This window comes from Micromonospora sp. NPDC023737 (genome assembly GCF_040639715.1).
Lineage (GTDB): Bacteria > Actinomycetota > Actinomycetes > Mycobacteriales > Micromonosporaceae > Micromonospora.
In genome coordinates, this window is sequence record NZ_JBFAAL010000003.1 from 190,890 (window position 1) to 216,877 (window position 25,988).

The 25,988-nt window shown below is 71.8% G+C and carries 24 protein-coding genes and 1 tRNA gene; 11 read left to right on the forward strand and 14 right to left on the reverse strand.

The genetic code is table 11. The annotated features are described in order from the left end of the window. Positions 1-20: 20 nt before the first annotated feature. A tRNA-Ala gene (locus AB0F98_RS09685) sits at positions 21-93 on the forward strand. A 99-nt stretch (positions 94-192) separates the two neighbouring features. Here the strand turns inward: AB0F98_RS09685 and AB0F98_RS09690 are convergent. Further along, positions 193-594, reverse strand: a complete 402-nt coding sequence (locus tag AB0F98_RS09690) for a tyrosine-type recombinase/integrase (RefSeq protein ID WP_357731449.1) — start codon at positions 592-594, stop codon at positions 193-195. A gap of 299 nt (positions 595-893) precedes the next feature. Then, positions 894-1,388 (reverse strand): GNAT family N-acetyltransferase, encoded by a 495-nt coding sequence (locus AB0F98_RS09695; RefSeq protein WP_357731452.1) that lies wholly within the window; start codon positions 1,386-1,388, stop codon positions 894-896. Positions 1,389-1,847: 459 nt separating this feature from the next. Between AB0F98_RS09695 and AB0F98_RS09700 the strand changes: the two genes are divergently transcribed. Then, entirely contained in the window at positions 1,848-2,156 is a 309-nt protein-coding gene (locus AB0F98_RS09700; protein ID WP_357731455.1) for a hypothetical protein, read from the forward strand. A 140-nt stretch (positions 2,157-2,296) separates the two neighbouring features. Here AB0F98_RS09700 and AB0F98_RS09705 read toward each other — a convergent pair whose 3' ends face one another. The 4 genes from AB0F98_RS09705 to AB0F98_RS09720 form a co-directional block, all read right to left on the reverse strand. After that, positions 2,297-2,902: a histidine phosphatase family protein gene (locus AB0F98_RS09705; RefSeq protein WP_357731458.1), complete on the reverse strand. Its 606-nt coding sequence runs from the start codon at positions 2,900-2,902 to the stop codon at positions 2,297-2,299. A 57-nt stretch (positions 2,903-2,959) separates the two neighbouring features. Then, the gene (locus tag AB0F98_RS09710; protein ID WP_357731461.1) at positions 2,960-4,081 is read right to left on the reverse strand and encodes an FUSC family protein; all 1,122 of its coding nucleotides are present in this window, start codon (positions 4,079-4,081) and stop codon (positions 2,960-2,962) included. A gap of 243 nt (positions 4,082-4,324) precedes the next feature. Continuing rightward, positions 4,325-5,161 (reverse strand): MBL fold metallo-hydrolase, encoded by an 837-nt coding sequence (locus AB0F98_RS09715; RefSeq protein WP_357731465.1) that lies wholly within the window; start codon positions 5,159-5,161, stop codon positions 4,325-4,327. 9 nt (positions 5,162-5,170) lie between these two features. Beyond that, positions 5,171-9,673: an HAD-IC family P-type ATPase gene (locus tag AB0F98_RS09720; protein WP_357731469.1), complete on the reverse strand. Its 4,503-nt coding sequence runs from the start codon at positions 9,671-9,673 to the stop codon at positions 5,171-5,173. Positions 9,674-9,832: 159 nt separating this feature from the next. Between AB0F98_RS09720 and AB0F98_RS09725 the strand changes: the two genes are divergently transcribed. The 5 genes from AB0F98_RS09725 (at position 9,833) to AB0F98_RS09745 (ending at position 13,382) form a co-directional block, all read left to right on the forward strand. Beyond that, positions 9,833-10,156, forward strand: a complete 324-nt coding sequence (locus tag AB0F98_RS09725) for a hypothetical protein (RefSeq protein WP_357731472.1) — start codon at positions 9,833-9,835, stop codon at positions 10,154-10,156. A 48-nt stretch (positions 10,157-10,204) separates the two neighbouring features. After that, a complete protein-coding gene (locus tag AB0F98_RS09730) occupies positions 10,205-11,620 on the forward strand; it encodes an MFS transporter (protein WP_357731475.1) in 1,416 nt (471 codons plus the stop codon). Positions 11,621-11,767: 147 nt separating this feature from the next. Further along, on the forward strand, positions 11,768-12,418 hold the full coding sequence (locus AB0F98_RS09735; RefSeq protein ID WP_357731478.1) for a GAP family protein: 651 nt from the start codon (positions 11,768-11,770) through the stop codon (positions 12,416-12,418). Positions 12,419-12,564: 146 nt separating this feature from the next. Then, a complete protein-coding gene (locus AB0F98_RS09740) occupies positions 12,565-12,759 on the forward strand; it encodes a hypothetical protein (protein WP_357731481.1) in 195 nt (64 codons plus the stop codon). A gap of 74 nt (positions 12,760-12,833) precedes the next feature. Then, complete coding sequence (locus tag AB0F98_RS09745) at positions 12,834-13,382, forward strand: YbaK/EbsC family protein (protein WP_357732445.1); 549 nt, start codon at positions 12,834-12,836, stop codon at positions 13,380-13,382. 157 nt (positions 13,383-13,539) lie between these two features. On the opposite strand, the gene AB0F98_RS09750 is transcribed toward AB0F98_RS09745, so the two are convergent. From AB0F98_RS09750 to AB0F98_RS09765, 4 genes are read right to left on the reverse strand one after another with little or no spacing between them, the layout of a single operon-like run. Then, complete coding sequence (locus tag AB0F98_RS09750) at positions 13,540-14,175, reverse strand: DsbA family oxidoreductase (protein ID WP_357731484.1); 636 nt, start codon at positions 14,173-14,175, stop codon at positions 13,540-13,542. Between the two features lie 20 nt (positions 14,176-14,195). Then, complete coding sequence (locus AB0F98_RS09755) at positions 14,196-14,624, reverse strand: SufE family protein (protein ID WP_076468541.1); 429 nt, start codon at positions 14,622-14,624, stop codon at positions 14,196-14,198. 54 nt (positions 14,625-14,678) lie between these two features. Further along, on the reverse strand, positions 14,679-15,104 hold the full coding sequence (locus AB0F98_RS09760) for a CBS domain-containing protein (protein ID WP_357731488.1): 426 nt from the start codon (positions 15,102-15,104) through the stop codon (positions 14,679-14,681). A gap of 57 nt (positions 15,105-15,161) precedes the next feature. Beyond that, entirely contained in the window at positions 15,162-16,925 is a 1,764-nt protein-coding gene (locus AB0F98_RS09765; protein WP_357731491.1) for a proline--tRNA ligase, read from the reverse strand. A 315-nt stretch (positions 16,926-17,240) separates the two neighbouring features. Here AB0F98_RS09765 and AB0F98_RS09770 point away from each other — a divergent pair, with 315 nt between their 5' ends. Together AB0F98_RS09770 and AB0F98_RS09775 are read left to right on the forward strand one after the other, a co-directional pair. Further along, entirely contained in the window at positions 17,241-18,008 is a 768-nt protein-coding gene (locus tag AB0F98_RS09770; RefSeq protein WP_357731494.1) for an SGNH/GDSL hydrolase family protein, read from the forward strand. Positions 18,009-18,078: 70 nt separating this feature from the next. Continuing rightward, positions 18,079-18,981: a sulfurtransferase gene (locus AB0F98_RS09775; protein WP_357731497.1), complete on the forward strand. Its 903-nt coding sequence runs from the start codon at positions 18,079-18,081 to the stop codon at positions 18,979-18,981. Between the two features lie 81 nt (positions 18,982-19,062). Here AB0F98_RS09775 and AB0F98_RS09780 read toward each other — a convergent pair whose 3' ends face one another. The 3 genes from AB0F98_RS09780 to AB0F98_RS09790 all read right to left on the reverse strand — a co-directional run bounded on the left by AB0F98_RS09780 (position 19,063) and on the right by AB0F98_RS09790 (position 21,418). Continuing rightward, positions 19,063-20,244 (reverse strand): hypothetical protein, encoded by a 1,182-nt coding sequence (locus AB0F98_RS09780; RefSeq protein ID WP_357731501.1) that lies wholly within the window; start codon positions 20,242-20,244, stop codon positions 19,063-19,065. 4 nt (positions 20,245-20,248) lie between these two features. Beyond that, the gene (locus tag AB0F98_RS09785; protein ID WP_357731505.1) at positions 20,249-20,767 is read right to left on the reverse strand and encodes a SigE family RNA polymerase sigma factor; all 519 of its coding nucleotides are present in this window, start codon (positions 20,765-20,767) and stop codon (positions 20,249-20,251) included. A 69-nt stretch (positions 20,768-20,836) separates the two neighbouring features. Next, complete coding sequence (locus AB0F98_RS09790; RefSeq protein WP_357731508.1) at positions 20,837-21,418, reverse strand: TetR family transcriptional regulator; 582 nt, start codon at positions 21,416-21,418, stop codon at positions 20,837-20,839. A 106-nt stretch (positions 21,419-21,524) separates the two neighbouring features. Between AB0F98_RS09790 and AB0F98_RS09795 the strand changes: the two genes are divergently transcribed. Then, positions 21,525-22,682, forward strand: coding sequence for an FAD-dependent oxidoreductase (locus AB0F98_RS09795; protein ID WP_357731511.1), 1,158 nt, complete (start codon positions 21,525-21,527; stop codon positions 22,680-22,682). Positions 22,683-22,725: 43 nt separating this feature from the next. Here the strand turns inward: AB0F98_RS09795 and AB0F98_RS09800 are convergent, their stop codons facing one another. Then, positions 22,726-24,081 (reverse strand): MFS transporter, encoded by a 1,356-nt coding sequence (locus AB0F98_RS09800; protein WP_357731514.1) that lies wholly within the window; start codon positions 24,079-24,081, stop codon positions 22,726-22,728. Positions 24,082-24,200: 119 nt separating this feature from the next. Between AB0F98_RS09800 and AB0F98_RS09805 the strand changes: the two genes are divergently transcribed. Next, the gene (locus AB0F98_RS09805; RefSeq protein WP_357731517.1) at positions 24,201-25,988 is read left to right on the forward strand and encodes an HSP90 family protein; all 1,788 of its coding nucleotides are present in this window, start codon (positions 24,201-24,203) and stop codon (positions 25,986-25,988) included.

The window sequence follows — 25,988 nt, forward strand, 5'->3', positions numbered from 1 at the left end:
CAGCGGATTCATCCGCTCTCGGGGCCCTAGCTCAACTGGCAGAGCACTGCCTTTGCAAGGCAGGGGTTAGGGGTTCAAGTCCCCTGGGCTCCACTCTTACCGCATCTGACCCAGGCTTTTTGCCGGGGCAAGATCAAGCGGCCCAGATCCGGCACAACTCAGCATTGATCTTGCGCGCTCTCAGCGTGCGGCTCACGCGCTGCTGGCTTCCAGGATCGTGCCGACCAAACCGCGTTGACGCTCCCGCTTCGGCCACCAGTGCACGTACGTCTCCAACGTGATGCGCAGTTTCTTGTGCCGGAGCAACCGCTGAACGTCCTGGGGTTCCGCGTGGTTCGTGATCAGCGTGGTGGCGAAGAAGTGCCGTAGAGCGTGGAACGTGCCGTGCTTCTTCGGCCAGCCGGCCGCATCACGCCAGTCGGCCCACTCTCGTGACCAGGTCTTGTCGTTGAGCGGGTTGCCGCGCGTGGTGGTGAACAGCAGCGGCACCAATCGACGCACCGGGTCGCCCGAGGTGATGTCGACCAGCTCGACCGGGACGGGTGGGAAGGCCCGGATGTGCTCGGTGAGGACTCGGCGAACGACGGGGTCCAAGTCGATGCTTCCGGACCATCCCGCTTTCGGCTCGCTCAGGTAGAACCCGCCGTACTGCTGGGGCAGACCGCCTCAGCGCCGCTCGCTGAAATCTCAGCCCCAGAGCGGCAACGCCGAGCCAGCCGCCCATGTGGCCCGGCAACTGACGTGCAACAACTCTCCGCCACGTGCTGCTGATAGCGAGATCTAGGTGCACATCGGCGCGCCTCGGGACGCGCGGATCTGCCGATGGTCGGATGTCGCCTTGCGCTGTGTCGGAGACCCATACACTCCTGCCGGGCATCGCTCTTTGGCGGCGCTCAGTTGCAGCCAAGGATCAATTCATAGAAGCACAGGTCGCCCTCGCTGCGAAGGCGCCTGAAGCCAGCCCGTTCGAGAGTCCTTTGCGAGGCGATGTTGCCCCGGTCGGTATCGGCGACGACGCGGTCAAGGCCGTGGTCAGCTGCCACAGTAAGGAGGGCGATCACAGCCTCGGCGGCGTAGCCGTTGCCGCGGGCTGAGGGGGCGAGGCCGTAGCCGACCTCGACGCTTCCGTCCTTGGGCTGCCCTTTGAAGCCGATACCTCCGATGGCCTGTCCGTCTGCGGTTCGGGTGATGCGGTAGAAGCCGAAGGGACGCTGCTCGCCGTGCTCTGCAGTGGCACGCAGGTAGGCGGTGGCCCCGATGACGTCGCCGTCGAAGGGGAAGTCTGCCGCCCATCGGTCGTCATCGCCGGGTCGGCGGGCGGTGATGCGTTCGCCCTCCGCGACGTCGACGGGGTGCAGGACCAGCCGCTGTGTGTGGAGATCGATCACGCGGTTAGCCAAGCGACGCCCGCTTTACCGACGCAAGCGAATTTGCCGCGTCGGCCACTCGCACATGCCCGCGATCAGCGCGCTGAGGTGTCGCGGATCAGTTGGCGGAGAACACGGCCGGCTGCCGGAAAGCGTAGACGTGGGGCTCCGCCCCACACCCCGGCCTTCCCTCGCAGATCAGCGGAATCGGGTGGGGCGGGCTCCCCTCGCCCAGGCACCACCAGGGCTACGCGAGAACCCCCGACCGCGCCAAGGCCAAGCCGTTTCGCGGTCGCCTACGGCGGGTGCATTGCGCCGCCGCGGATCATCCAGTCGTCCGAGTAGCCGAGCCCTGATGCTTCTGAGGTGCGTACCTCAACCGCTGGACGACGTGTAGCTCCTCGTGTTCGTCGTCCAGGCATACCAGCTGGATGATCTAAATCGAGTGATGGGTGTCTCTCCGTAGGCATACTCGGCTGTATGGTGAGCGATCGATTGCAGGAGTGGGTCCGGGCACGGTTCGGACCGGCCGAGGTGGAAACGGTCCTGGATCTCCTGGCCGATCTCGTGCCCTTGACCCCGGGCGGCGCCGCCGAAAGCGCCGAGCGTGTTCAAGCTGCGGTGGTCTTCCTGTCCGGTGGAGATGGCCAACGGTTCCTTGATGCCGCGGCCCTGGCACAGCAGGATTGGCGTGATGTTCTGGTTGGCGCGGGGCTCGCCGATGATGACTGGGCCGATCAACTGAACCGCATGCTCGGGGACGCCTCGTCGGTACCCATGCGCCATTAGCCTGTCGACGTCACGTAGGTCCGAGACCGGACAGCCGGCTGCCAGCGATGTCGGGCTTCAACCTCCGGTCATGTCGACGCCCCGAGCAGACCGACGAGTGAGCCGCCACTCGCCCGAGGCGTCGCCTGCGCAGAGATGGATCAAAGGTGCCCGGTGTCGTTGAAGGCGACCAGGGCGGGAGGTCTCCCGGTGTCCCACTGCACGATGGTCAGCCCGCAGTTCTCCTGGTTGAGGCTCATCCAGCGCCACGTCGGAGCGTCCAGGACGTGCCGGACGAACCAGCCGATCACGAAGTTGTGCGTAACCACGAGCTCGCGTCGGTCCTCGACGTCGGCGGTACCCAGGTGCTCCACTGCTGCCCGCAGACCGACAGCGTCCTCGTCGCGCTCTTGATCCGGGACCTCGTCCAGCCAGGAGAGGAAACGCTCCGGGTACTCGGTGCGGTGTTCGGCAGAGGGTACCGGCGTTCGGTCCATGGCGAAGTCACACGCGTGTCGAGGAACATCGGGCAGATACTCAGCGAGAATCTCAGCGGTCTCGGCTGCCCGGGACAGTGGGCTGTGATGCATGGTCGCGAACGTCGTGCCCTTCAGCCGTCGGCCGAGCCGATCCGCCTGCCAGCGGCCCCGTTCGGACAGGCCGCCGTCTATCGCATGGCCGAGCGTTTGATCCTGCTCACCGTGGCGGACCAGGTACAAGAGTGTGCGAGCCACCTTCACCGTCCCACTACTGACGTCGATGCTCACAGGATCATGCCAAACGTCAGGCGGGACGAGGTGTCAGCCGGATGGGGCGGCGATGTCTCACTCGGTCGGCCGGCGTCCGTGCGGGTCGGACTGCGCCGACGCCACCTCGCGGATTCTCCGCAACGCCTCCGGCCGGTCGATCCCGGTCGCCTGCAGGACGTCGCTGGCGGCGGTACGGACCTGCCCCACGATCACCGTGCCGGACAACTGGGTCCCGGCGATCTCCGCCTGCGTCGCCTCAGCCACCGCCCGCAGTGCGTGCCGTCGGGTGGCCTCGGGGCCCCAGCCGGAGAGCACCTCGTTCTGCAGGGCGTGCACGGCCGCCCCGAGTTCCTCGACGGCGTTCGGCAGGCCCTCCGGGATCGGCTCCTTGTCCTCGATCAGCACGACCACCCGCCGGGCCAGGACCCTCGTGTTCCAGACGGTCTGATCCACCTCGGGTGCGCCCAGTTGGTAGTGCCGGACGGCACGCCGCCAGGGCCACCGGGTCGGCGCGAAGTTGACCGTCTCCTTCGCGCTTCCGAAGGCGTCCCAGAACCTTCCCAGATCGCTGCCGATTCCCTGCGAGTGGGCCAGCGCCCGGTTGGCCAGCTCGTGATCACGACCACGCAGCGCGGACGCCGTCTGCCTGAGCTGTTCGGCGAGGTCCCGCAGGGTCGGCGCGGCCACCCGTCGCATGATCCGGAGCGGGTTGATCGGCAACAGCAGCAACGTCACCGCCAGCCCGACGCCGCCACCGATGACCGCGTCGATGAAGCGGGGGAACTCGAGGGTGTGCCGCGACGACGAGAGAGCACCCAGGAGCACTGCGGTACCGCTGGCGTTGCCGACCACGCCCCCGCGCGGACTGAGCGCAAGCGCCACCAGGATGGCCGCGGCCACGATCACGCCGGTCTGCCACACGCCCACGCCGGTGACCTCGATCAGCAGGTCCGAGACGAAGATGCCCAGCGTCACCCCGGCGAGCAGTTCGATGGTGTTGGTCAGACGCTGCCCGAGGGAAGAGGTGATCACGGCTACCGCGGCGGCCGGGGCGAAGATCGGACTCGGCATGCCGGTGAGCCAGCGCGCGGCCGCCCAGGCCAGCGCGGCGGCCAGACCGGCTTGGATGGCGAGCAGGAACTTGATCTGCAGTTGCTGGATCCTGGTTCGGCCCGCGTTCCGGCCACGCTTGTTCACGCGCTCCAGGGCCTCGTCGAACCGCTCTTCGTCGAGGCCCGCGCGTTGCCTCGAACCCCGGCCGCCATCCCTCCTCTGCCGCCCTCCGTTCACCGGCGGCGGCTACCCCGAAAATCCCGTCCGCAATCGCGGTGAGCGGACGGGTCACCCGGCCGGCGCCGGGTGACGCTTGCCCGAGGCGCTGCCGCTGGACCGAACGGCGCTGGCACATCGGGGCTGGAGCGGGCGCTCGGGTGGGCGAGGTCAGGTGAGCGGGACCGTCTCGCCCCGCTCGATGGTGCGTACCTGCCGGATGATGCCCCGCCGCCGGGCCTCTGCGACGAAGTGCGACAGCGGCGAGCGGAAGACCGGGTAGTCGTCGTAGTGGATCGGCACGATCAGTTTCGGCCTGATCAACTCGACCAGGTCGGCGCCGTGCCGGGCGTCCATGGTGAGCAGGATGCCGGCGACCTTCGTGCCGCCGAGGTGGATGAGCATCGCGTCGATGTCCGGGTACCGCTCCGGGATCCGGGCGAGTTGCGGACGGTTGAGGGTGTCGCCGGTGACGTAGAGGCGGAACGCCCGGGTGCCGCCGCAGACCAGGTCGATCATTGTGCCCATCACGTCGGGGAGCAGCCGGTCGAGCAGGCCGGGCCCGTGCTGGCCGGGAAGCGAGGTCAGCCGCAGGAACTCCCCGTCCCCGCGCAGCTCGTGGGACTGCCAGGTGGGCAGTCCCTCGGCCGCACGGAAGCCCCAGCTACGAAGCTTCCGCTCCGCCGCCGGAGTGGTCAGGATCGGCAGCTCCCGGTCGAGCTCCCGCCGGGCCACGCGGTCGAAGTGGTCCCCGTGCAGGTGGGAGAGGAGCACCGCGTCCAGCGACGGCAACTGGGCGATCCGCAGCGCCGGGTCCGTGCGCCGGCGCGACCACAGACCTTTGCCCAGGTACGCCCGCTGCCCCCGATGCAGGAAGTTCGGATCGGTGAGCAGGGTGAACCCACCGATCCGGAGCACTGTGGTGGCCGTACCGATGAACGTGACCTCCGGCTGCTCAGCCAACGCACCCACCTCCACGATCCCGGTACCCGGGGAGGGCCGAGCCATGCGGGCGGCTCATTCCTGCGGTGCGTCTGCGGGACGAACGGCCTGCGAGCCCGCGTCGGACTGCTCCGCCTCGGGGCGCTCGGCGTCGTCGGGCCCCTTCGCCTTGGGCAGGCGCTCCACCAGCCGGCTCAGCGCGCCGTTGGCGAAGGTGGCGCCGAACGCCGAACCCGCCGCGATGCTCCAGGCGACCGGTCCGAGCGGCGTGCAGCCGAAGAACTGGCTGAGCCCGGGCGTCTGCACCACGGCCACGAGGGCGCCGAGGGACACCGCCGTGGAGGCGAGTACCGCCGGGCTCGTACCGCCAGCCAGCACGGTCTGCCCGAGCTGCGTACCGACGAGGGACACCAGAGCGACCGTGCCGTCCCGCGCAGGTCGTCCGGGGGTGTAGCGGGCCAGCGTCCACCCGGCCGTCGCGCCGAGGGTGGTGGCGGCGGCGCGCAGGCCGATCTCCCGGTTCAGCGTCTCGCCCAGTGAGGTGTCCGGGCCTTCCCGCAGCAGACTGTCGGTGCGGTCGGCGGCGGGTGGGCGGACCGCGATGGCGAGCGCGGGCGCCAGGTCGGTGAGCAGGTTGACCAGCAGCAGCTGCCGACCGTTGATCGCGGACCGGCCGGTCGCCGCCGCGCTCAGGACGCTGAACGCGATCTCACCGAGGTTGCCGCCCACCAGGATGCTCAGCGCGTGCCGGACCGAGGACCACATCGCCCGCCCCTCGACCAGCGTGGCGATGATGGTCTCCAACCGGTCGTCGGTGACCACCAGGTCTGCGGCGGCCCGGGCGGCCGGGGTGCCTCGCTGGCCGAGCGCGATGCCCACGTCCGCCAGGCGGATGGCAGGCGCGTCGTTGGCGCCGTCCCCGGTCATCGCGACGGTACGGCCGCACTTCTGCAACGCCTGGATGATCCGTACCTTGTGCGCGGGCGTGCAACGGGCCACCACGTCGGTGCGGGCCAGCCGTTCGGCGAGGGCCTCGTCGTCCAGCTGGTCCAGTTCGGTAGCCGTCACCACGTGCTGCTCGTCGTGTTCGGTGATGGTGGCGGCGATCGCCTCGGCCGTCGCCGGATGGTCGCCCGTGATCATGATCGTGTGCACGCCGGCCTGCCGGATCCGGCGTACGGCGGGAGCGGCGCTCTTGCGTACGCCGTCGGCGAGGGCCAGGAAGCCCACGAAGCTGAGGTTCCGCACCTGCTCGTCGCTGACCGTAGGTTCGGACACCCGGCACTCGGCGATCGCCAGGATCCGGTGCCCGGCGCCTGCCCGATCGGCGAGCAGCCGGTGCAGCTCGGCGCGCCCGGCGTCGTCCAACGGCTCCTCCCGCCCGTCGACCCGACGCGAGGCGCAGCGCGGCAGCACCGACTCGGGGGCGCCCTTGACGCTGAGCAGCAGCCCGTGGTCACTGTCGCCGATGCTCGCGTGGTATCCGCGCGACGGCTCGAACGGCAGGCCACCGACCGCCCGCCAGCCGGTCGCCCCGGTCTGCTCGACCACGCCTCCGGCCTCGGCGCCGCGCCGGACCGCGCGGTCGGTCTGGTGGGTCAGATCCTCCGGGTCCTCCGCGCCGGGGGTGGCGCGCAGCGCCGCGCCCAGCGTGAGTCGCAGCCGGTCGTCGAGCCGGTCCAGCGGGGCGTACCGGCTGGCGTCGCCGTCACCGATACCGGCCAGCATCAGCTGCCCCTCGGTGAGGGTGCCGGTCTTGTCGAAGCAGAGCACGTCCACCCGGCCGAGCGCCTCGATGGTGCGGGGATTGCGGACCAGCGCGCCGTGCTCGGCCAGTCGCCGGGCCGCAGCCAACTGCGCGGCACTGACGAGGAAGGGCAGCCCCTCCGGCACCGACGCCACCGCCAGGTTCGCGGCGGTCGCCGCGGTCTGCGCCAGCGGTACGCCCCGGAGCAGGCCGGCCCCGGCCACCGCGACGGCCGAGCTGGCCGCGAGCGGGATGGCCGCTCGGGTCAGCCGGCCGAGCCGGGCCTCCACCCCGCCGGACGGGGGCGCCTGCCGGGCCAGCGCGAGACTGCGACCGGCCTCGGTGTCGGCGCCGGTGGCGACCACCACGGCGGTGCCGTGCCCGGCGGCGATAGTCGTGCCCTCGTACACCATGGAATGCCGGTCCGCGACGGCGGCGGCCACGACCGGCCGTGGACTCTTGCCGACCGGGAGGGACTCCCCGGTCAGGGAGGACTCGTCCGTCTCCAGGCCCACCGCCTCGATCACCCGGCAGTCGGCCGGCACCGCGTCGCCCGGGTCCAGCCGGATCACGTCGCCGGGCACGAGATCGTCGGCGGCCACCACGCGGTCCGTGCCATCGCGCCGGACCCGTGCGGTGACCGCTGAGCGGGACAGCAGCTCCGCGAGGGACCGTTCGGTGTTGCGTTGGTGCACCGCGCCGATCAACGCCGAGCCGCCGACCACCCCGCCCACCAGGGCGGCGTCCACCAGCGAACCGAACGACGCGGAGAGCACCGCGCCGGCCGCGAGCACCGGCGTGAGCGGGTTGGAGAGCTCGTCGACGAAGGCTCGGAGCAGCCCTCCGGTCCCCGGGGCGTCGCTGCCACCGCCACCGGCGCCGCGTCGCTGCTGGGCCTCCGCGCCGGTCAGCCCGTCCGGGGTGGTGTGGAGCCGGTCGAGGACCGTGTCCACCGGCATGAGGTGCCACGCGGTCGCCGTCGGCGCCGGTGCGTCATCCGGCTTGCGCAGCCGACTGGCCCGCCACATGCCGTTGCCGAAGGCCAGGGCGGCGGCTCCGTTGACCGCGAGCAGGCTCCGGGTGGGCAGTTGCTGGGGTGGGGCGGTGAACGCGTTCAGCGCACCGAGGCCGGTCCCGGCCATGGCCAACCGGATGTTCTGCCGGGTCATCCGGCGGGCCGTCCCGGCCGCCTCGACGAGCAGCGCCGCTATCCGCAGATCGTTGCCGACCAGCAGGTGGGCGCCCCACGGCGGCAGGTCTTCCGGGTCGTACATGCCGAGCCCACAGTCCGAGGCGCCGAGCGCCTTCCGGTCTGCGGAGACCAGCATCACCGTGGCACCGTCGCGCTGGAGCGAGCGGACCGACTCGGCCAGTCGGTCGCCGCCGGGCAGGATCGCGTCGGCGAAGCCGTACCGCTGCTCGTCGTCGCCCGCCACCACGAGCCGCAACCCCGCGTGGCGGGCGGCGGTGGGCAGCCCGTCGACGCCCGGCGCGGGTTCGGCGTCCACCCGGAGCAGGGCGGCGAGGGTGCCCCCCGAGGCGAGGCCGAGCAGCCGGCCGCCTGCGGAGCGGAGCCGGGCGCTCTCCTCGGTGTCACCCGGGTCCTCGGCATCGAGCCGGTCCAGCGGACCGATCTGCCAGCCGTCGGCCTCGTGCCGCCGCCCCGGATCCGCCGGTTCGAAGAGTGCGAACGCCCGCTCGGCCACCTGTTCGGTGTCCGCGCCGGGCAGCGGGGCCAGGTCGGCCAGGACGCCGCGGTCGGATCCGAGCACCGTCGAGTCCAGCACGAGGGTGTCGATCCGGTCGAGTTCCCGCAGCACACCCCGGTCCATCGCGATCACGCCCCGGCGTGCCAGGATCCGGCCCAGTTGGGCGCCGTACCCCTCACGACCGCTCCCGGGCGCCTTCGGCAGCGCGGAGAGCCCGAGCGCCGTGGCCCGTTTCCGGCCGACGACCGGGGCAGCGCCCAGGACTGCCGCCGCGCCGGCCGTCAGCATCCGGATGGCGTACCGTTCCAGCGGGCCGTCCGGCTTCGGCCGAGGTCGTTCGGCGACCGACCACCGGGCGACGGCTCGTTCCGGATCGCCGGTCAGTCGAGGTTCGGCCTTCTCCCAGACGCTCAGTTGGGCGCGGTCCTCACCCCACTGCGCGATCCGCTGAGCGCCGTCGAGCACGATTCCGGCCCAGCCGCCGGTGAGGCCCTGCACCACCGCCTCGGCGAGCGGGAAGATCAGGTCCGCCCGGGGATCGGCGCGCAGGCCACGGCCGGCCAGCGCGTGCAGTCGCGGATGCAGGTCCACCGCGCCGAGCAGACCGGCAACCTCGCCCGGAACCGGCGTGAACGGCAGGATACGAGTGGCCGCGGAGATGGTCAGGCCGAGCGCGTCGGAGGCGAGCGCGCCGAACGTACGCGGAGTGCGTGGTCCCTCCTCGGGTGGATGCGGCGGCGGCACCTCCGGGTCCGGCTCGTACGGACAGGCGCGTTCGGCTCGGGAGATGGTGGCGATCAGGTCGCGCAGCTTCGGTTCGGGCGACTCGACGGCCACCACGACCCGCCCGGACGGCGCGTTCACCCTGGCCCAGGCCACACCAGGCATCCGCTCCAACGCCGACTCGACCTGTCGGGCGAGGGAATCGCCGCCGTCCTGGCAGACGCCGTGCACCTCGATGTGGTGTCGTCCCGGCCGGGACCACACCCGCCTGCTGCTCAGGCCGACGATCCGGGCCAACCGCGAGGCCGCGGACCCTACGGTCCGCGACGCCTCGCCGACGAGCTTGGGCACGCCGACCGGCGGGAGGAGTCGGGCGGCGGCGCGGCCTGGTGGGGTCATCGAGGCGTACGGCCGGGCTGGTGCCGGCGTGGCCCCTCCGCACTGCTCTCCGTGCCGTACGACATTTCGCCTCCCACTCGTCGCATCCGGCGGCCTGGCTTCCCGGCATGGCGTCCGTTATGCGCTCCAAGCTGGGGAAGTTGCCGCTGCCGACATCGCATGAACCGGATCGCCGGTGGAAAGCGTCTGGTGGTGGAAGCCAACGGGGAGGCTGGAATGAGCACACTGACCCGACATCTCAACGGGGGTCGTGAGACGGTGCAGATCTACAACCGGCGGGTGCAGGTGCCGTTGCTGGGCGAGTTGGCGGTCCCACCCGCTGACAAGATCGCCTACTACGGCGGGTTGGGCCTGCTCGCCGCGCTCCAGATCATCGAGTGGCCCGTGGCGTTGATGATCACCGCCGGTCATCTCCTGGCCGATCAGCATCTCTCCGGGCTCGTGAACGGCATCGGCAAAGCGCTGGAGACGGCTGACGTCTGATCCACCGCCCACGGGTTGACCTCAATCCAGGTTGAGGTCGCAGGCTGAGTGCATGTCGATCGGAACGCCCAGGCTCGACCCGTCGGGCCGGAAGTGACCGCCACCCTCGCGCCGGCACCGGGGCTGCTCGCCCCCCGGCTGCGCGCGATGACGGTGGGCAGCGTCGCGCTCATCTCGCTGCTCGCTTTCGAGGCGTTGGCGGTCGGTACGGCGATGCCGACGGTCGCCCGCAACCTGGACGGGCTCGCCCTGTACGGGTTGGCCTTCGGTGGCCCGTTCGCCACCGGCGTGCTCGCCATGGTGCTCTCCGGCATCTGGTGCGACACCCGCGGACCGGGCTCCCCGATGTGGCACGGGCTGCTCTGGTTCGTGGCGGGGCTGGTGGTCGCCGGCACCGCGCCGACGATGGAAGTGCTGGTCGTCGGCCGGGTGGTGCAGGGATTCGGCTCCGGACTGCTCTCCGTGGCGCTGTACGTGATCGTGGGCCAGGCGTACCCGGAGCAGCTGCACCGGCGGATCTTCGCGGCCTTCGCCGCCGCCTGGGTCGTACCGTCGCTGGTCGGGCCGGCGGTGGCCGGGCTGGTCGTGGAGCATCTGCACTGGCGCTTCGTCTTCCTCGCGGTGCCGGCGGTGGCCGTACCGGCGGCGTTGCTCATGCGCCCCGGTCTGCGGTCGGTCGCGGCGACGGTGGTGACCCGCCCTTCGGTGGGCGCGGTGGCGCGGATCGGCTGGGCGTGCGGGGCGGGGGTGAGCGCCGCACTGTTGCACATCGGGGGCCAGCAGCGCGGCGCGTACGGCCTGGCGCTCTCGGCGGTCGCGATCGGTGGCCTGCTGTTCTGCGCGCCGCGCCTGCTGCCGCCGGGATCCCTGCGGGCCGCCCGGGGGCTGCCTGCCGTGGTCGGGCTGCGTGGACTCGCCTCCGCGGCGTTCGTCGGCGCCGAGGTGGTCATCCCGCTGATGCTCTCCCGGGAACGTGGCCTTTCGCCGACGGCGGCGGGGCTGGTGCTGACGACTGGCGCGTTGTTCTGGTCGGCGGGGTCCTGGATACAGGGGCGCATGCGGGCACCGGCCTCCCGCGCCAGCCTCCCCCGTGCCGGGCTGGCCTGCGTGACCGCCGGCATCGGCACGGTGGCACTCACGCTCCTGCCCGGTACGCCGGTCGCCGTGGCCGTCCTCGGCTGGGCCGTCGCCGGGCTGGGCATGGGGTTGCTCTACCCGTCGCTGTCGGCTCTCACCCTGGAGCTGTCCGCGCCCGGGGAGCAGGGCCGCAGCAGCTCGTCGCTGCAACTGTGCGACTCGCTCGGCGCGGCGACCGTGCTGGCGCTGACCGGCGCCGTGCTCGCCAGTGGCTCGGCCCCCGCTTCGGGGAGCTTCCTGGTCGCTCTCGCGATCTCGACCGCCCTGGCACTGAGCGGCACCCTCCTCGCCACCCGGGTGACCCCCAGCCCCAGCGCGTCCCATTGACCAGGAGGTTGTCGCCGACGTACCGGACCGCGCGCGGCGACAACCTCGGTCGCGGGCGGGGGAACGACGCGCCGGGCGTCATGATCGAAGCTTGGGTGGAGCGAACCGGGCCCGATGCATGGTCGGGGCCGCGAGGATGGGCGGAGGATGAACTTCCTGACCGTCCTGCCGCTGGCCGTGGTGATGGTCGCCGGGACGCAGTTCGTCGCGGCGGCACTGCTTCCCTCGGCCGATCGCCCGCGCGCCGCGCTACTCGCATACCTCGGTGGTGTGGGCGTCGTGGTCACCATCGGGGTGACGGTGAGTTGGCTGGTCACCCGGGCGCTGCGGGGCTTCGCCGACCGCGCGGAGACCGACGTCGGCCACCTGGAGCGCACCGCCCATCGGATCGACTGGGCGGTGCTGGTGCTGCTGGCCGTACTCGCGGTGGTCGTCTACCTGCGCCGCCACCAGACCGGCACGCCACGCTGGTTGACCATCCTCCAGCACGCCGGGCCGGGTAGGGCCGCCCGGCTCGGCGCGGTGTTCGTCGCCACCTCGCCATCGGACGACCTCACCATGGCGGCCGTCGGCGCGAGCGTCGCCCGGCACGACCTGTCGTGGTGGCACCTGCTGCCCTTCGTCGGGTTGACGCTCGGGCTGCTGGCCCTGCCGCTGCTCGCCCTGCTGCTGGCCGGTCGGCGGGCCGCCATGGCGCTGCCCCGCGTTCGCGCCTGGTCCGACCGGAATTCCTGGGTGATCAGCGAGATCGTGATCGTGTTCTACGTGCTGGTGACGGTGCTCGACCTGCTCAGCTGAGACCGAGGGCGCGCCGGTTGGTGGGCACGTTGAGCGGTGGGCTCGTCACCACAGCCCCGCTCGGGGCGATCAGCTCGCGGACACGTACGGGGGAACGGGGCGGAGATGAGAACGTGTCTGGTTCACATACGACCTAACGTGACCGCATGTTCCCTGTCTTCGTCGCTGTCATCCTTTACTGCTTCGGTTTCGTCTTCCTCTACGGCGTGATCCGGCTCGCCGTACGCCAGGCGTTGGAAGACCTTGAGGTCCGCTGTGCCCAGGCGCTGCGGGCGGAAGAGCTCGCGGCCCATCGGGACCGCACGTTCCTCAAGGAGAACGCCTTCCTCGCCGGCGGCTGAGTGGCACCGCGGACGGCCGCAGCCGGCGACCGGCTGGCCGCCTCGGTCCGGTGGGTGGAAGGATCACACCCGTGATGGGGACGCTGAAGACCGAACCGGCCCGCACCCGCCCCGACCTGCTGGCCCCGCCGGTCGCCGCGGCGCTCGCAGAGTGGCCCGCCGAGGCGCCGGTGGACGTGGACGAGGTGCTGGTCGCGCCGATCGACGCTGAACTCGCCGACACCGCCGCGTTCTGCGCGGCGTACGACGTGGGGCTGGACGTTTCGGCGAACTGCGTGGTGGTGGCCGGTAAACGGGAGGGCGTGGTCCGCTACGCGGCCTGCATCATCCTCGCCACCACCCGGGCCGACGTGAACGGGGTTGCCCGGCGCGCGCTCGACGTGCGCAAGGCGAGCTTCGCACCGATGGCGGACGCGGTCGAGTTGACCGGCATGGAGTACGGCGGGATCACCCCGATCGGCCTGCCGGCCGCGTGGCCGATCCTCGTCGACTCCCGGGTGATCGCCACGCCGCACGTCATCATCGGCTCCGGCGTACGGCACAGCAAGATCGCGCTGCCTGGTCCGGCGCTCGGCGCGCTGCCCAACGCCCGCGTGGTCGAGGATCTGGCGCGGCCCGCCTGACCGGCGTCCGTCCCGGCCCGCGGTCCGACGTTTGATCGGCCGCCAAGCCACAGCTGCTCATCGACGTCGATACCGTTGCACGTGAAACATCAACGGTGTCGATGTCCGTCAGTTGGGCGAAGCGGCTTCTGCGACCGCCGGCCGCGGCCGTGTCGGCTCAGTCCTTGCCCGACTCGAGGCGTTCGACCTCGGCCAGCGCGGCGAGCAGCGTCTGCGGCTCCTGCGCGCCGCTGATCCCGTACTTGCCGGCGAGCACGAACGTCGGCACGCTGCTGATCCCGAGATCCCGCGCCTTGGCCAGCTCGGCGGAGACCTCCTTGGTGCCTTCGTCCGAGTCGAGGTACCGGCGCGCGTCGGCGCCGTCCAGTCCGACCTGAATGGCGAGCTCCGCGAGCGCGTCCCGCGAGCCGATGTCGAGCCCGCGGACGAAGTGTGCCTGGTAGAGCGCCTCCACCATCTCGGCGGCCCGGCCGCGCTCGTTGGCGTACGCGACGAGCCGGTGGGCGTCGAAGGTGTTCGCGGCGATCGCCCGGTCGTAGTCGAGCCGCAGCCCGGCCCCGGCCGCCGCCTCGGTGACCCGCGCGACCATCTGCCGGGCGTTGGCCGGGCCGCCGAACTTGGCGCCGAGCGCCTCGACCACGGGCACCGGCTCGGGTACCGGCGACGGATCCAGCTGGAACGGCCGGTAGCGCACGGTCACCTCGCCGTCGTACGACGCGAGGGCCTGCTCAAGCCGGTGCTTGCCGATGTAGCACCAGGGGCACACCACATCGGCGTAGATCTCGATCTCCATGACCGGTGGCAACTCCCAGGTCAGCCCAGTTGTTCCCGCACCTGGCGCTTCAGCCGCGCCAGGATCGCCGTGCCGCCGCGCACCCGCAGCGGGCTGATCGCCTGGGCCAGGCCCATCCGCTGGTAGAGGTCGTCCGGGACGGCGAGAACCTCGTCCGCTGTCGCCCCGGTCAGCCCTTCGGCGAGGATGCCGGCGAAGGCGCGGGTGGTGGGGGCCTCGGGCGGGCAGTCGAAGATCGTCTCCACCGTCTTCTCCGGTGTCACCCGGGCACGCAGGAAGAACGCGGTCTGACACTCCGGTACCTGCTCCATGCCCTCCCGCTCCGGCGCGTCCGGCGGGAGCTGTGGAATGACATCGGCGTACTCGAGCAGCATCTCCAGCACCACGTCGCGGGGTGCGGCGGCGAACTCGTCGACGATCTCGGCCAATCTGGCCGGCATGGCGGACATGCGGTCGAGGCTACCCCGGTGGAGAGGGGCCCTCCGTTGAGAAGGGCGCCCTCCTCACACCGTGGGCGACTGCTCGCTGATCTCGCTGAGGGCGGACTGGGGGTCGAGCTGCATCGCCAGGTCGCCGAGGGAGACGATGCCGACCACCTTGCGATCGCTGTCACAGACCAGTACCCGTCGGAGTCCGCGCTCGCGCATCAGCGCCGCCGCCTCACCGGCCGTCGCGTGCTGCTCGATCATCACGACCTCCCGGGTGGTGATCGAGCCGATCGTGGTGCTGGACGGGTTCGCACGTTCGGCCACCGCGCGGACCACGATGTCCCGGTCGGTGAGCATCCCGGCGAGGCTGGCGCCGTCGGTGACGACGACGTCCCCGATGTCGGCCTCCCTCATCACCGTTGCCGCTTCGTCCAGGGTGGTCTCCGCCGGCAGGTAGACGACCCGCCTGGTCATCACGTCGCTGACCCGGTAACCGGTCATGGGAGTCCTCCACACACGCGTACGCCGATCCGGATTCCGTACCCCGTCACGGTTTGGTTATACCCGGTGTGCGGGGTGTACCGAGTCGACGAGCCGCTCCACCAACCCTTCGAGCGGCAGTTCGGCCCGCTCACCGGTGGCCCGGTCGCGCAGTTCGACGTACCCGTCGGCGAGCCGGCGGCCGACCACGACGGCGCGCGGGACGCCGATCAGCTCGGCGTCGGTGAACTTCACCCCCGCGGAGACGCCGGACCGGTCGTCGACCAGCACCCGCAGGCCCGCCGCGGAGAGCCGCGCACCGAGGTCGAGCGCCGCCTCCAGCTGCGGTCCCTTACCGGCGGCCACGAGGTGTACGTCACACGGCGCGACCGCCGCCGGCCAGACCAGCCCCCGATCGTCGTGATGCTGTTCGGCGACGGCGGCGACCGCCCGGGACACCCCGATCCCGTAACAGCCCATGGTCGGCCGGACAGGCTTGCCCTCCGGGCCGAGCACGTCGACGGCGAACGCGTCGGTGAACCTGCGGCCTAGCTGGAAGACGTGCCCCACCTCGATGCCGCGCCGGATGGTCAGCGCTCCGGCTTCGCACGACGGGCAGGGGTCCCCGGGGCGTACCTCGGCGGCCTCGATCGTGCCGTCCGGGGTGAAGTCCCGGCCACTGACGACTCCGGTGGCGTGCCGACCCGGCTCGTTGGCCCCGGTCAGCCAAGCCGTACCGGGCGCGACCCGCGGATCGACCAGGTAGCGCAGGTTGAGCTTGTCGAGGATCTGCGGGCCGAGGTAGCCGCGGACCAGTTCGGGGTGTTCCGCCCAGCCGTCGAAGACGGTCACCGTGGCCGGATGCAGCGCGGCGGCGACCCGCTTCAGGTCGACCTCCCGGTCGCCCGGTACGCCGGTCACCAGCAGCTCGGTCTCTGCCGAGCCCGGCCGTCGTACGGTCAGCACGATGTTCTTCAGGGTGTCGGCGGCGGTCCAGTCGCCGCGGCCGCCGAGCTGCCGGGCGTTCGCCAGCTCGACCAGGCTGGCGATGGTGGGGGTCTCCGGTGTGTCGTGCACCTCGACGGGCGGGTGTGCGTGCGGGTCGCCGGACGCCGGCGCGCGCGTCGTGACGGCCTCGGTGTTCGCCGCGTAGTCGCAGGACGTGCAACCCACGAAGGTGTCCTCGCCGACCGGCGTGGCGGCGAGGAACTCCTCCGACGCCGAGCCGCCCATCGCGCCGGACATCGCGTGCACCACCGTGTAGTCCAGTCCGAGCCGGTCGAAGATCCGCCGGTATGCCGCCCGGTGCCGGTCGTACGCGGCCTGGAGGCCCGCCTCGTCGAGGTCGAACGAGTAGGCGTCCTTCATCAGGAACTCGCGCCCGCGCAGCAGTCCGGCCCGGGGGCGGGCCTCGTCCCGGAACTTCGTCTGGATCTGAAAGAGCGTCACCGGGAAGTCCCGGTACGACGTGAAAAGGTCCTTGACCAGCAGCGCCGCCATCTCCTCGTGGGTCGGGGCGAGCAGATGCTCGGCACCCTTCCGGTCGGCGAACGTGAAGATGTCGTCCCCGTACTCGGTCCACCGGCCGCTGGCCCGGTACGGCTCCGCCGGCAGCAGAGCCGGGAAGTGCACCTCCTGGCCGCCGATGGCCGCCATCTCCGACCGGACCACCTCGCTGATCCGGTCCAGCACCAGCTTGCCCAGCGGCAGCCATGTGTAGCCGCCCGGTGCGGCGCGACGGATGTAGCCGGCACGCAGCAGGAGCCGGTGGCTCGGCACCTCCGCGTCCGCCGGTTCCTCACGCAGGGTCCGGAGCAGCAGGGTCGACATGCGCAGCAGCATTGGCGCAGCGTACGTCCGGTGCCGCCGACCGGGCGACGGGTTTCGGGGTGCCGACGGCATCAATCAACACCGTTTCCAGGGCCCGTTGACTGGTCACCCCGGTCTCTCGGAATCAGCGTCGACGGAGCGCGCGCCGCACCGTCGTTCGGTCACCGCACCTGACGCATCCCGTACTGGAGCCGTCGCGACTGGGACGCGGCGGCTCCAGCGCGTTCGCCTAGGACCTCTGCCACGTTCACCCCGGCGGGCACCACCACCGCCCGGCGCGGTGCCAAACTGGTCGCCGCAGGCAACAAGAAGCGTGAGGGGGCGGCAGTGCGCTGGCGCAGCTTCGTGGCGGTGGGCGACAGCTTCACCGAGGGGATGGACGACCCGTACCCGGACGGCACCTTCCGCGGCTGGGCGGACCTGGTCGCGACCCGGCTGGCCGCCGAGGCCGGACCGGACTTCCGGTACGCGAACCTCGCCATCCGCGGCCGGCTCTTCCCGAACATCGTGGCGAACCAGGTGCCCGAGGCGCTCGCCATGAAGCCGGACCTGGTCAGTTTCGCCGCCGGTGGCAACGACGTGCTGCGCCGCACCTTCGACGGGGAGAGGCTCGTCGCCCACTTCGACGAGATCGTGGGGCAGTTCCGGGCGACCGGCGCGGACGTACTGATCTTCCGGTTCGCCGACGTGATGGCCCGGCTGCCCGGGCAGCGACTGGTCAAGCCCCGGGTGGAGCTGCTCAACCGGGCGGTCGGCGAGACCGCCGAACGGCACGGTGCGATCATGGTCGACCTCTACGCCGACGACACGTACCTCCACCCGATGCTGTGGGGCACCGACCGGTTGCACCTCTCCTCGGCGGGGCACCGGCGGGTCGCCGGCCAGGTGCTCGACGCGCTCGGGGTGGGCTGCGACGAGGAGTGGCTCCTGGTTCCACCGCACCCGGAGCCGACGCCGTGGCTGGCCGCCCGTACGGCCGACCTGCGCTGGGCCGGTCAGCATTTCGCGCCGTGGATCAAACGCCGGCTCACCGGCCGCTCATCCGGCGACACCGTCTCCGCGAAACGCCCGATACTCGGCCCGATCGGCGACTGACCGCTGCCGGCGTGCCTGGCCGGTCACGTTTGCGGGTCGGTACCGGCGCATCCGGCGTACCTTGGGGATCATGTCTGTGCCGAGCGATCCTGATCCCCGACTCCAGGCCTATGCGGACCCGCAGCGCCTGGTCACCACCGCCTGGCTGGCCGAGCACCTCGGCGACGAGGGGCTCGTCGTGATCGAGTCCGACGAGGACGTCCTGCTCTACGACACCGGCCACATCCCGGGTGCGGTCAAGGTGGACTGGCACCTGGAACTGAACGACCAGGTGACCCGGGACTACCTCGACGCCAAGAGTTTCGCTGAGTTGTGCGCCGCCAAGGGCATCGGCCGCAACGACACGGTCGTCTTCTACGGCGACAACTTCAACTGGTGGGCCGCGTACGCCCTCTGGGTCTTCTCCCTCTTCGGCCACCAGGACGTACGGCTGCTCGACGGCGGCCGGCAGAAGTGGATCGCCGAGGGGCGGGAGCTGAGCCGCGACAAGGTGACCCGGCCGCGGGCCGAGTACCCGGTGCCGCAGCGGGACGACGCTCCGCTCCGGGCGTACCGCGAGCAGGTGATGGCGCACGTGGCCGCCGGCCGTCCGCTGGTCGACGTCCGCTCGCCCGGCGAGTACACCGGCGAGATGCTGCACATGCCGGACTACCCGCAGGAGGGCGCGCTGCGCGGCGGGCACATCCCGGGTGCGGTGAACAAGCCGTGGAAGCAGGCGGCCAACGACGACGGGACGTTCAAGTCCGCGGACGAGCTGCGCGCGATCTACGCCGACCAGCTCGGGCTGAGCCCGGACGACGACATCGTCGCCTACTGCCGGATCGGCGAGCGGTCCAGCCACACCTGGTTCGTGCTGCGGCACCTGCTCGGCTACCCGCAGGTGCGCAACTACGACGGCTCGTGGACCGAGTGGGGCAACCTGGTGCGCGCCCCTGTCGTGCAGGGCGACCAGCCCGGTGGCCTGAACCCCTGACCCGGCGAACCACATGAAGGGGCCCTTCGCACCGGAGCCGGTGCGAAGGGCCCCTTTCAACAGCGGCCGGTAGCCGGCAGATCATCCGGCGGCGAGCGAGATCTCGCCCTTCAGGTTCCGGGCCACTCCGGTGACCTCGCCGGTCGCCGGCTCCCAGCGCAGCAGTCCATCCGGGTCGTTGCGGAGCAGCACGGCGTCGCCGTCCCAGCCCAGTACCTGGCAGCAGCCCTTCCATCGGTCGCGGCCCAGGTCGAGCAGCCGGGTCACCACTCCGGTCGTGGCGTCCAACACCGCGACCCCCTCCAGCCCGTCCATGCCGCCGGTGCTGATCCAACCCGCCCGGGCGACCTCGTCGCCGCGCTGCCAGGCCCGTCCGTAGAACTCGTTCACCCGGTTGCCGGCCGGCAGCGCGCGGAAATCGACCGGCCGGTCGCCCCGATCAGTGCGGTCGGCGCTCTGCGTCCAGCGGCTCAGGGTCAGGCCGTCCCGGAGGTCACCCAGCGTCAGCAGGGTGTCGGTTCGGTCGTCCTGGTCGGGGACGACCATCTCCCACGGAGAGAGCGGCATCGTCCGGCTGACACCCGTGCGTCGGTCCAGCTCGTACGTCGTGTCGTTGTCGCCGACGAAGAGCCGGTCGCCGGCCCAGAGGACGTGCTCCAGGTAGCCGTTGAGCGGATAGCGACGGACCTGGGCGGTGGTCAGATCGACCACGATCACCTCGCCGGTCTGGGCGAACGCGGCCAGCCGACCGTCCGCGGAGAGACTTCCGGACTTCAGGGCAAAGGCCTCGTTGCCGCTGGCGTCCCGGGTTCGGGCCGGGGTTACCACGTCCAGTTCCCGCACCAGGCCGTCATCGCCGAGCACCCGGATCCGTCCCTCCGTGCCGGTTTCCGCGTCGACCGGCTGATAGAGCGCCAGCGCCTGGCGGACCGGGCGGCTGGAGAGCGACGCGGTCACCGGGTCGCCGAGACGATTGAGCGGGCTTGCGGGATAGGTGAGCTGTTGCGGCGGCCGCTGCACCGGCGCATTCGGGACTGGCGTCGCGGTCACGGTGGCGGCCGTGGTCGGTGCCGGCAGGTCGGCGGGACGCAGGGCCAGCACCACACCGCCGGTGAGCAGGACGACCGCCGTGGCGGTGGCGCCGGCGACGCGGCGGGCATGCCGGACGCGGCGAGCCCGCTCCCAGCCGGCCGCCGCCGAATGGCTCGGGCGCACGTCCTCGGCAGCGACGGTCAGCAGCCGGGTCAGGTCCTCATCCCTCACCGGTTCACCTCCGTTCCGTGGGCAGGCCGTCGTCGCGGCCCAACTCGGGGGCGAGTTCGCGCAGCCGGCGCAGCGCGGCGTGGCACTGGCTCTTGACCGTGCCCACGGTTACGCCGAGCACCTCGGCGGTGGCCGCCTCGCTCAGGTCCTCGTAGTAGCGCAGCACCAGTACCGCCCGTTGCCGTGGCGGGAGTTGGCCGACGGCGTCGCGTAGCGCGAGCCGCAGCGCGCCGTCCCGGTCGGCGCTCACCCGCTCCGGCGGTTGGGCGCTCAGCCATTCCCGCCGACGGCGTCGCCACCAGGAGATCGTGTCCCGGTAGAGGATCGACCGCACGTACGCAGCCGGGTCGCCTTCGCGCACACTGGACCAGCGCAGCGCCAGCTTTAGCAGCGCGTCCTGGAGGAGGTCCTCGGCCTGGTGCCGGTTGCCGCAGACCAGGTACGCGGCGCGCAGCAGCCGGTGCTGATGGTTCTCGACGAAGGCGACGTAGCCGTCCCGCCCGTCGTTCGCCGCCGGTCCCATCCGCCCACCTCTCCGGGCCGTCGCGTTCCGCGTCACCTGCCAGACGCACGGGAAGGCAGAAAGGTTGGGTCAGTTTTCCGGAACTCCGCTCAGGTAACGCTGGAGGGTCGGTGCCACCCAGGCGATCAGTTCCTCCGGCGTCATCGTCACGATCGGTGGCAGCTGGACGATGTAGCGGGTGAAGGCGAGGCCGAGGGTCTGGGCGGCCACCAGGCCGGCTCTCCGGGCCGCCGCTGCCGGGTCGGTGTCGAAGGCGGCCACGGCCGCGGTGATCTGGTCGGCGAAGATGGCCCGCATCCGCTCAGCCGCGCCCGGGTTGGTGCTGGCGGCGCGGAGCAGTGCCGCCAGTGTCTCGTCCCCTTCCCACCTGGAGAGGAAGTGGCGGATGAGTGCCTCACCGAGCTGTCCGGGCGGCACAGTGGTCAGATCGGGCAGGCGCAGGTCGAACTCGGCCGCCGCCGCGAAGAGTCCCTCCTTGTTGCCGTAGTACCGCATCACCATCGACGGGTCGATGCGGGCGTCCGCCGCGATCGCCCGGATGGTCGCCCGTTCGTAGCCTTCGGCGGCGAACCGGTCCCGAGCGGCCTGGAGGATCGCCGCGCGAGTGGCGTCCGACCGACGCGGACGGGTCGGCTCGGTTGCTGCTGTCATGCCAACGACCGTAGGCCAACGCCCGTTGACATTCCAGTCCACTCTGGCCAAACTTGCCAACAAGTGTTGGCCAACGTTTGTTGGCTATGTTGCTCCGGAGGTGGTCATGCTGCCCACGAGTACCGACGTCCTGGTGGTCGGAGCCGGCCCGACGGGAATCGCCACCGCGCTCACGCTCGCCCGGCGAGGGGTTGACGTGACCATCCTCGACCAGCTGGACCGGCCACCGGCGACCTCCCGGGCGGCGGTCGTGCACGCGTACACCCTGGAAGTGCTGGACCGGATCGGCGCGGCGGCGCCGTTGGTGGTCCAGGGCGTGCGGGCACCGCGCTTCACCGTACGCGACCACGACCGGGTGCTGATGGCGGTGCCGTTCCACCGGCTGCCGACCCGGTTTCCCTACGCGCTGCTGATCTCCCAGTCGGTCACCGAGGCGGTGCTCACCCAGCAGTTGAGCGGGCTGGGCGTCATGGTGCACCGGCCGTGCCGGCTGACCGGCGTGACGTCGGCCGGCAACGGCGTGGTCGCGCGGGTCGACGACCAACTGCTGCAGGCACGTTTCGTGGTCGGCGCGGACGGCATGCGCAGCACGGTCCGCCAGATCGCGGGCATCGGCTTCGCCGGGCAGACCAGTGCGGAGTCCTTCGTGCTCGCCGACGTCCGCGTGCACAGCGGCCTGCCGCGCGACGAGGCGGCCCTCTTCCTCGCCCGATCCGGACCACTGATCTGGGCGCCGCTGCCGGACGGGGTGGTTCGGCTGGTGGCGGCCGTACGGCAGGCAGCCGCCGAGCCCGGACAGGCCGATCTCCAGTCCCTGCTCGACGAGCGAGGACCGGCGCGTCACCCGGATCGCGTGACCGAGGTGCTGTGGGCCTCCCGCTTCCGGGTGCACCATCGTGTCGCCGACACCTACCGCGCCGGGCCGCTCCTGCTCGCCGGGGACGCCGCGCATGTGCACAGCCCGGCCGGCGGGCAGGGCATGAACCTCGGCATCTGCGACGCCATCGCCCTCGGTGCCGCCCTCACCGACGTGCTCACCCGCGGCCCCGAGAGACTGCTCGACGACTACACCGCCCGGCAGCGGCCGATGGCCGAGGACGTGCTGCGCTTCGCGGCCGGGCTCACCCGGCTGGCCACCCTGCCCCCGGCCGGGCGGCCGGTGCGGGACGTGCTGCTGCGGCTCGCCGGAGCGGTGCCGCCCCTTCGTCAGCGGATCGCCCTGCGCCTCTCCGGGCTCTCCCACGGCAGCGCGAGTGCCGGATAACCTGCGCCGATGGCGCAGGTCCGGCGGGACTGGGGTGGTGTGCTCAACGCGACCGGTGCGGCACTGGCCGGGCTGCTGTCCCGTCGGTGGTGGGCCGGTCGGCGGCCGGCGCCGGTACGGCCGGTCGCAGCACTCGCCATGCCGCGACGGTGACCAGGGCGAACGTCGCCGTGGCCGCGATCGTGACCGGCACCGTCCCGTACGCCCCGGCGACCAGCCCGGCGAGCGTGGCGCCGACCGGCGCGCTGAGCAGACCGAGCATGCGCTGAGCCGCTCCCACCCGACCGAGCAGTGCGGCCGGCACCTGCTGCTGCCCGTACGACGTCCAGAGGCTGTTCCACACGGACGTGCCGGCGGCGAAGACCGCCAGTGCGAGACCCGCCCACACCGGGTTCCGGGAGAGCGCGAACCCGGCCAGCGCGACGGTCTGCGCGGCGAGCACAGCACGCAGCGCGGGCAGTGTGCCGAGCCGGGCGGCGAGCCGGCCGGCGGTCAGCGCCCCGACCACCCCGCCGACGATCGCGGTCGCGGTGAAGAGCCCGTACCCGGCCGAGGGCACGCGAAGCACCTCCAACGCATGGAGCACCAGGACGGCCAGCAGGCCGCTGATCGCCAGGTTGCTCGCCGCCGTGAGCAGGGCGACCCGCCACAGTGTCCGATTGCCGCGCAGCCAGCGCAGACCGGTCGTCATCTCCACCCAGAGCGAGCCGCCCCGGCCGTCCGCGCCGCCCGCCACGTCCACACCGTGACCCTTGGTCGCGGCGGCACGGCGACCGACCCGAGGGCGCGGGAGTCGGGCACCCGCCCGTACGTGGCCCGAGGCAGGTGAGAGTGGCGAGAGCGCCAGGACGAGGAACGCGGCGAGGGCGAAGGTGACGGCGTCGAGCGCGAAGGGGAGAGCGGGGGCCAGGGCGAAGGCCGCCCCGGCCGCGGGCGCTCCGATGAGGCCGCCGGCCACGGCCGTACCGGCCTGGAGGCGACCGTTGGCCCGGGGCAGGGCGGCCGGCGACACGACGGACGGCAGCAGCGCGAAGGAGGCGGCGTCGAAGAGTGCGGCCAGGGCGGCGAGCAGGAACGCCGCCAGCAGCAGCGTCACGATTCCGGCCCGGTCGACGGCGATCGCCACGGCGAGCGCGGCCACCAGGGCGGCCCGTACGCCGTCCACCACCGCCATCGTGCGCCGCCGGTCCCAGCGGTCGGCGTAGACGCCACCGAGCAGACCGAACAGCAGTGGTGGGAGCTGCCCGGCCACGGTGATCGCGGCGATCAGCCGGGGATCGCGGGTCAGCGTGACGGCGAGCAGGGCGAGCGCCGGCGTACGCAGGGCGTCGCCGAAACGTGAGGAGACGGCGGCCGACCACAGCAGGTGGAAGTCGCGACCGAGACGGGTTGCGGACATGACGGGGAGGCTGCGGGTTCGACCCGGTCGAGGGTCAAGCCGCCAGGTGAAAGGGGGACGCGCCTGTCGGTGATCATCGGTACGGTGAGCGCCGGCATCGGACCGGGGAGCGCAAAGGCGTGGACCACACTTTCCAGGTCGACCTTCGTGGCGTCGTCGACCTGCTCAGTCATCACCTCTACGGCAGCCCGCGGGTGTACGTCCGCGAGCTCTTACAGAACGCGGTCGATGCGATCACCGCGCGGCGGGCGTCCCACCCCGACGCGCCCGCGTTGATCCGCATCGAGCCACCCGAGCTGACCGGCGACGGGACGCTCCGGGTGCACGACACCGGCATCGGTCTCACCGAGGCGCAGGTGCACGAGCTGCTGGCCACGATCGGCCGCAGCTCCAAGCGGGACGAGCTGGGCTTCTCCCGGCACGACTTCCTCGGCCAGTTCGGCATCGGGCTGCTCTCCTGCTTCCTGGTCGCCGACGAGATCCGGGTGTTCACCCGGCACGCCGACGAGCCCTCCGTGTGCTGGACGGGCTATTCCGACGGCCGTTACACGGTCCAGCTCGCGCCTACGGACGCCGGGCGGAGCGAGCCGGGCACCACCGTCACGCTCGTCCCACGCCGGGCCGCCGAGCAGTGGTTCACCACCCCGACCGTCATCGACCTGGCCCGGCTCTTCGGCTCGCTGCTGCCGTTCACAGTCCGGGTCGGCGACGTGACCACGACCGCCGGGCCACCGCCCTGGCCGGTCACACCCGGCACGCCCGTCGACCGTCCGGCCCTGATCCGGTACGCCCGGGAGACACTCGGCTTCGACCCGTTCGACGTGCTGCCGCTCTCCGTACCGGAGGCTGGGCTGACGGGCGCGGCGTTCATCCTCTCCCAGCCGGTGAACCCGGCGGCCCGGGCCGGCCACCGGGTCTACCTGAAGCGGATGCTCCTCACCGAGCACGCCGACGGGCTGCTGCCCGATTGGGCGTTCTTCGCGCACTGTGTGGTGGATGCCAGTGAACTGCGGCCGACCGCGAGCCGCGAGGCGCTCTACGAGGACTCGCTGCTCACCGCGACCCGGGAGGCGCTCGGCGACCAGGTGCGCGGCTGGCTGGTGCGGCTCGCCAAGCACGACCCACGCCGGCTGGGGGAGTTTCTCCAGGTCCATCATCTCGGTGTCAAGGCGCTGGCGTTGCACGACGACGAGATGCTCCGGCTGGTCGACCAGTGGTGGCCCATGGACACGAACGTCGGCACGCTCACGCTGGCCGAGTTCCGGCAGCGGCACGGCCTGATCCGGTACGCGGCGAGTTTGGACGAGTTCCGGCAACTCGCCGCGGTCGCCGCGGCTCAGGACCTGGCCGTGGTGAACGGCGGCTACACGTACGACACCGAGCTGATCGAGCGGCTGCCCGCCGTCGACCGGTCAGTGCTCATCGAGCGGCTGGAACCGAGCGACCTGACCACCCGCTTCGACAGTCTCGACCCCCAGGTCGAGCTGGCCCTGCGGTCGTTCCTCGCCGGCGCCCAGCGGGCGCTGGAGCGGACGGGCTGCGAGGTGGTGATCCGGGCCTACGACCCGGTCTCGCTACCCGCGCTCTACCTGGTGAGCCGCTCGGCGGCCTTCAACGACCAGCTCGCGGCCAGCCGCGACAAGGCCGACGAGCTGTGGGGTGGGGTGCTCGACGCGCTCGCCGCGTCCGCCCCACCGGATCGTCCGCAGTTGGTGCTCAACCACCGCAACCCGCTGGTCCGCCGGGTCAGCACGCTCACCGATCCGGAGCTGGTCGGGCTCGCGGTCGAGGCGCTCTACGGACAGGCGTTGCTGCTCGGGCACCATCCCATCCGCGCGGGGGACGCCGCGCTGCTGAACAGTTCCTTCCTCGGCCTGCTGGGCCGGGCCGTACCCGGACAGGAGTGA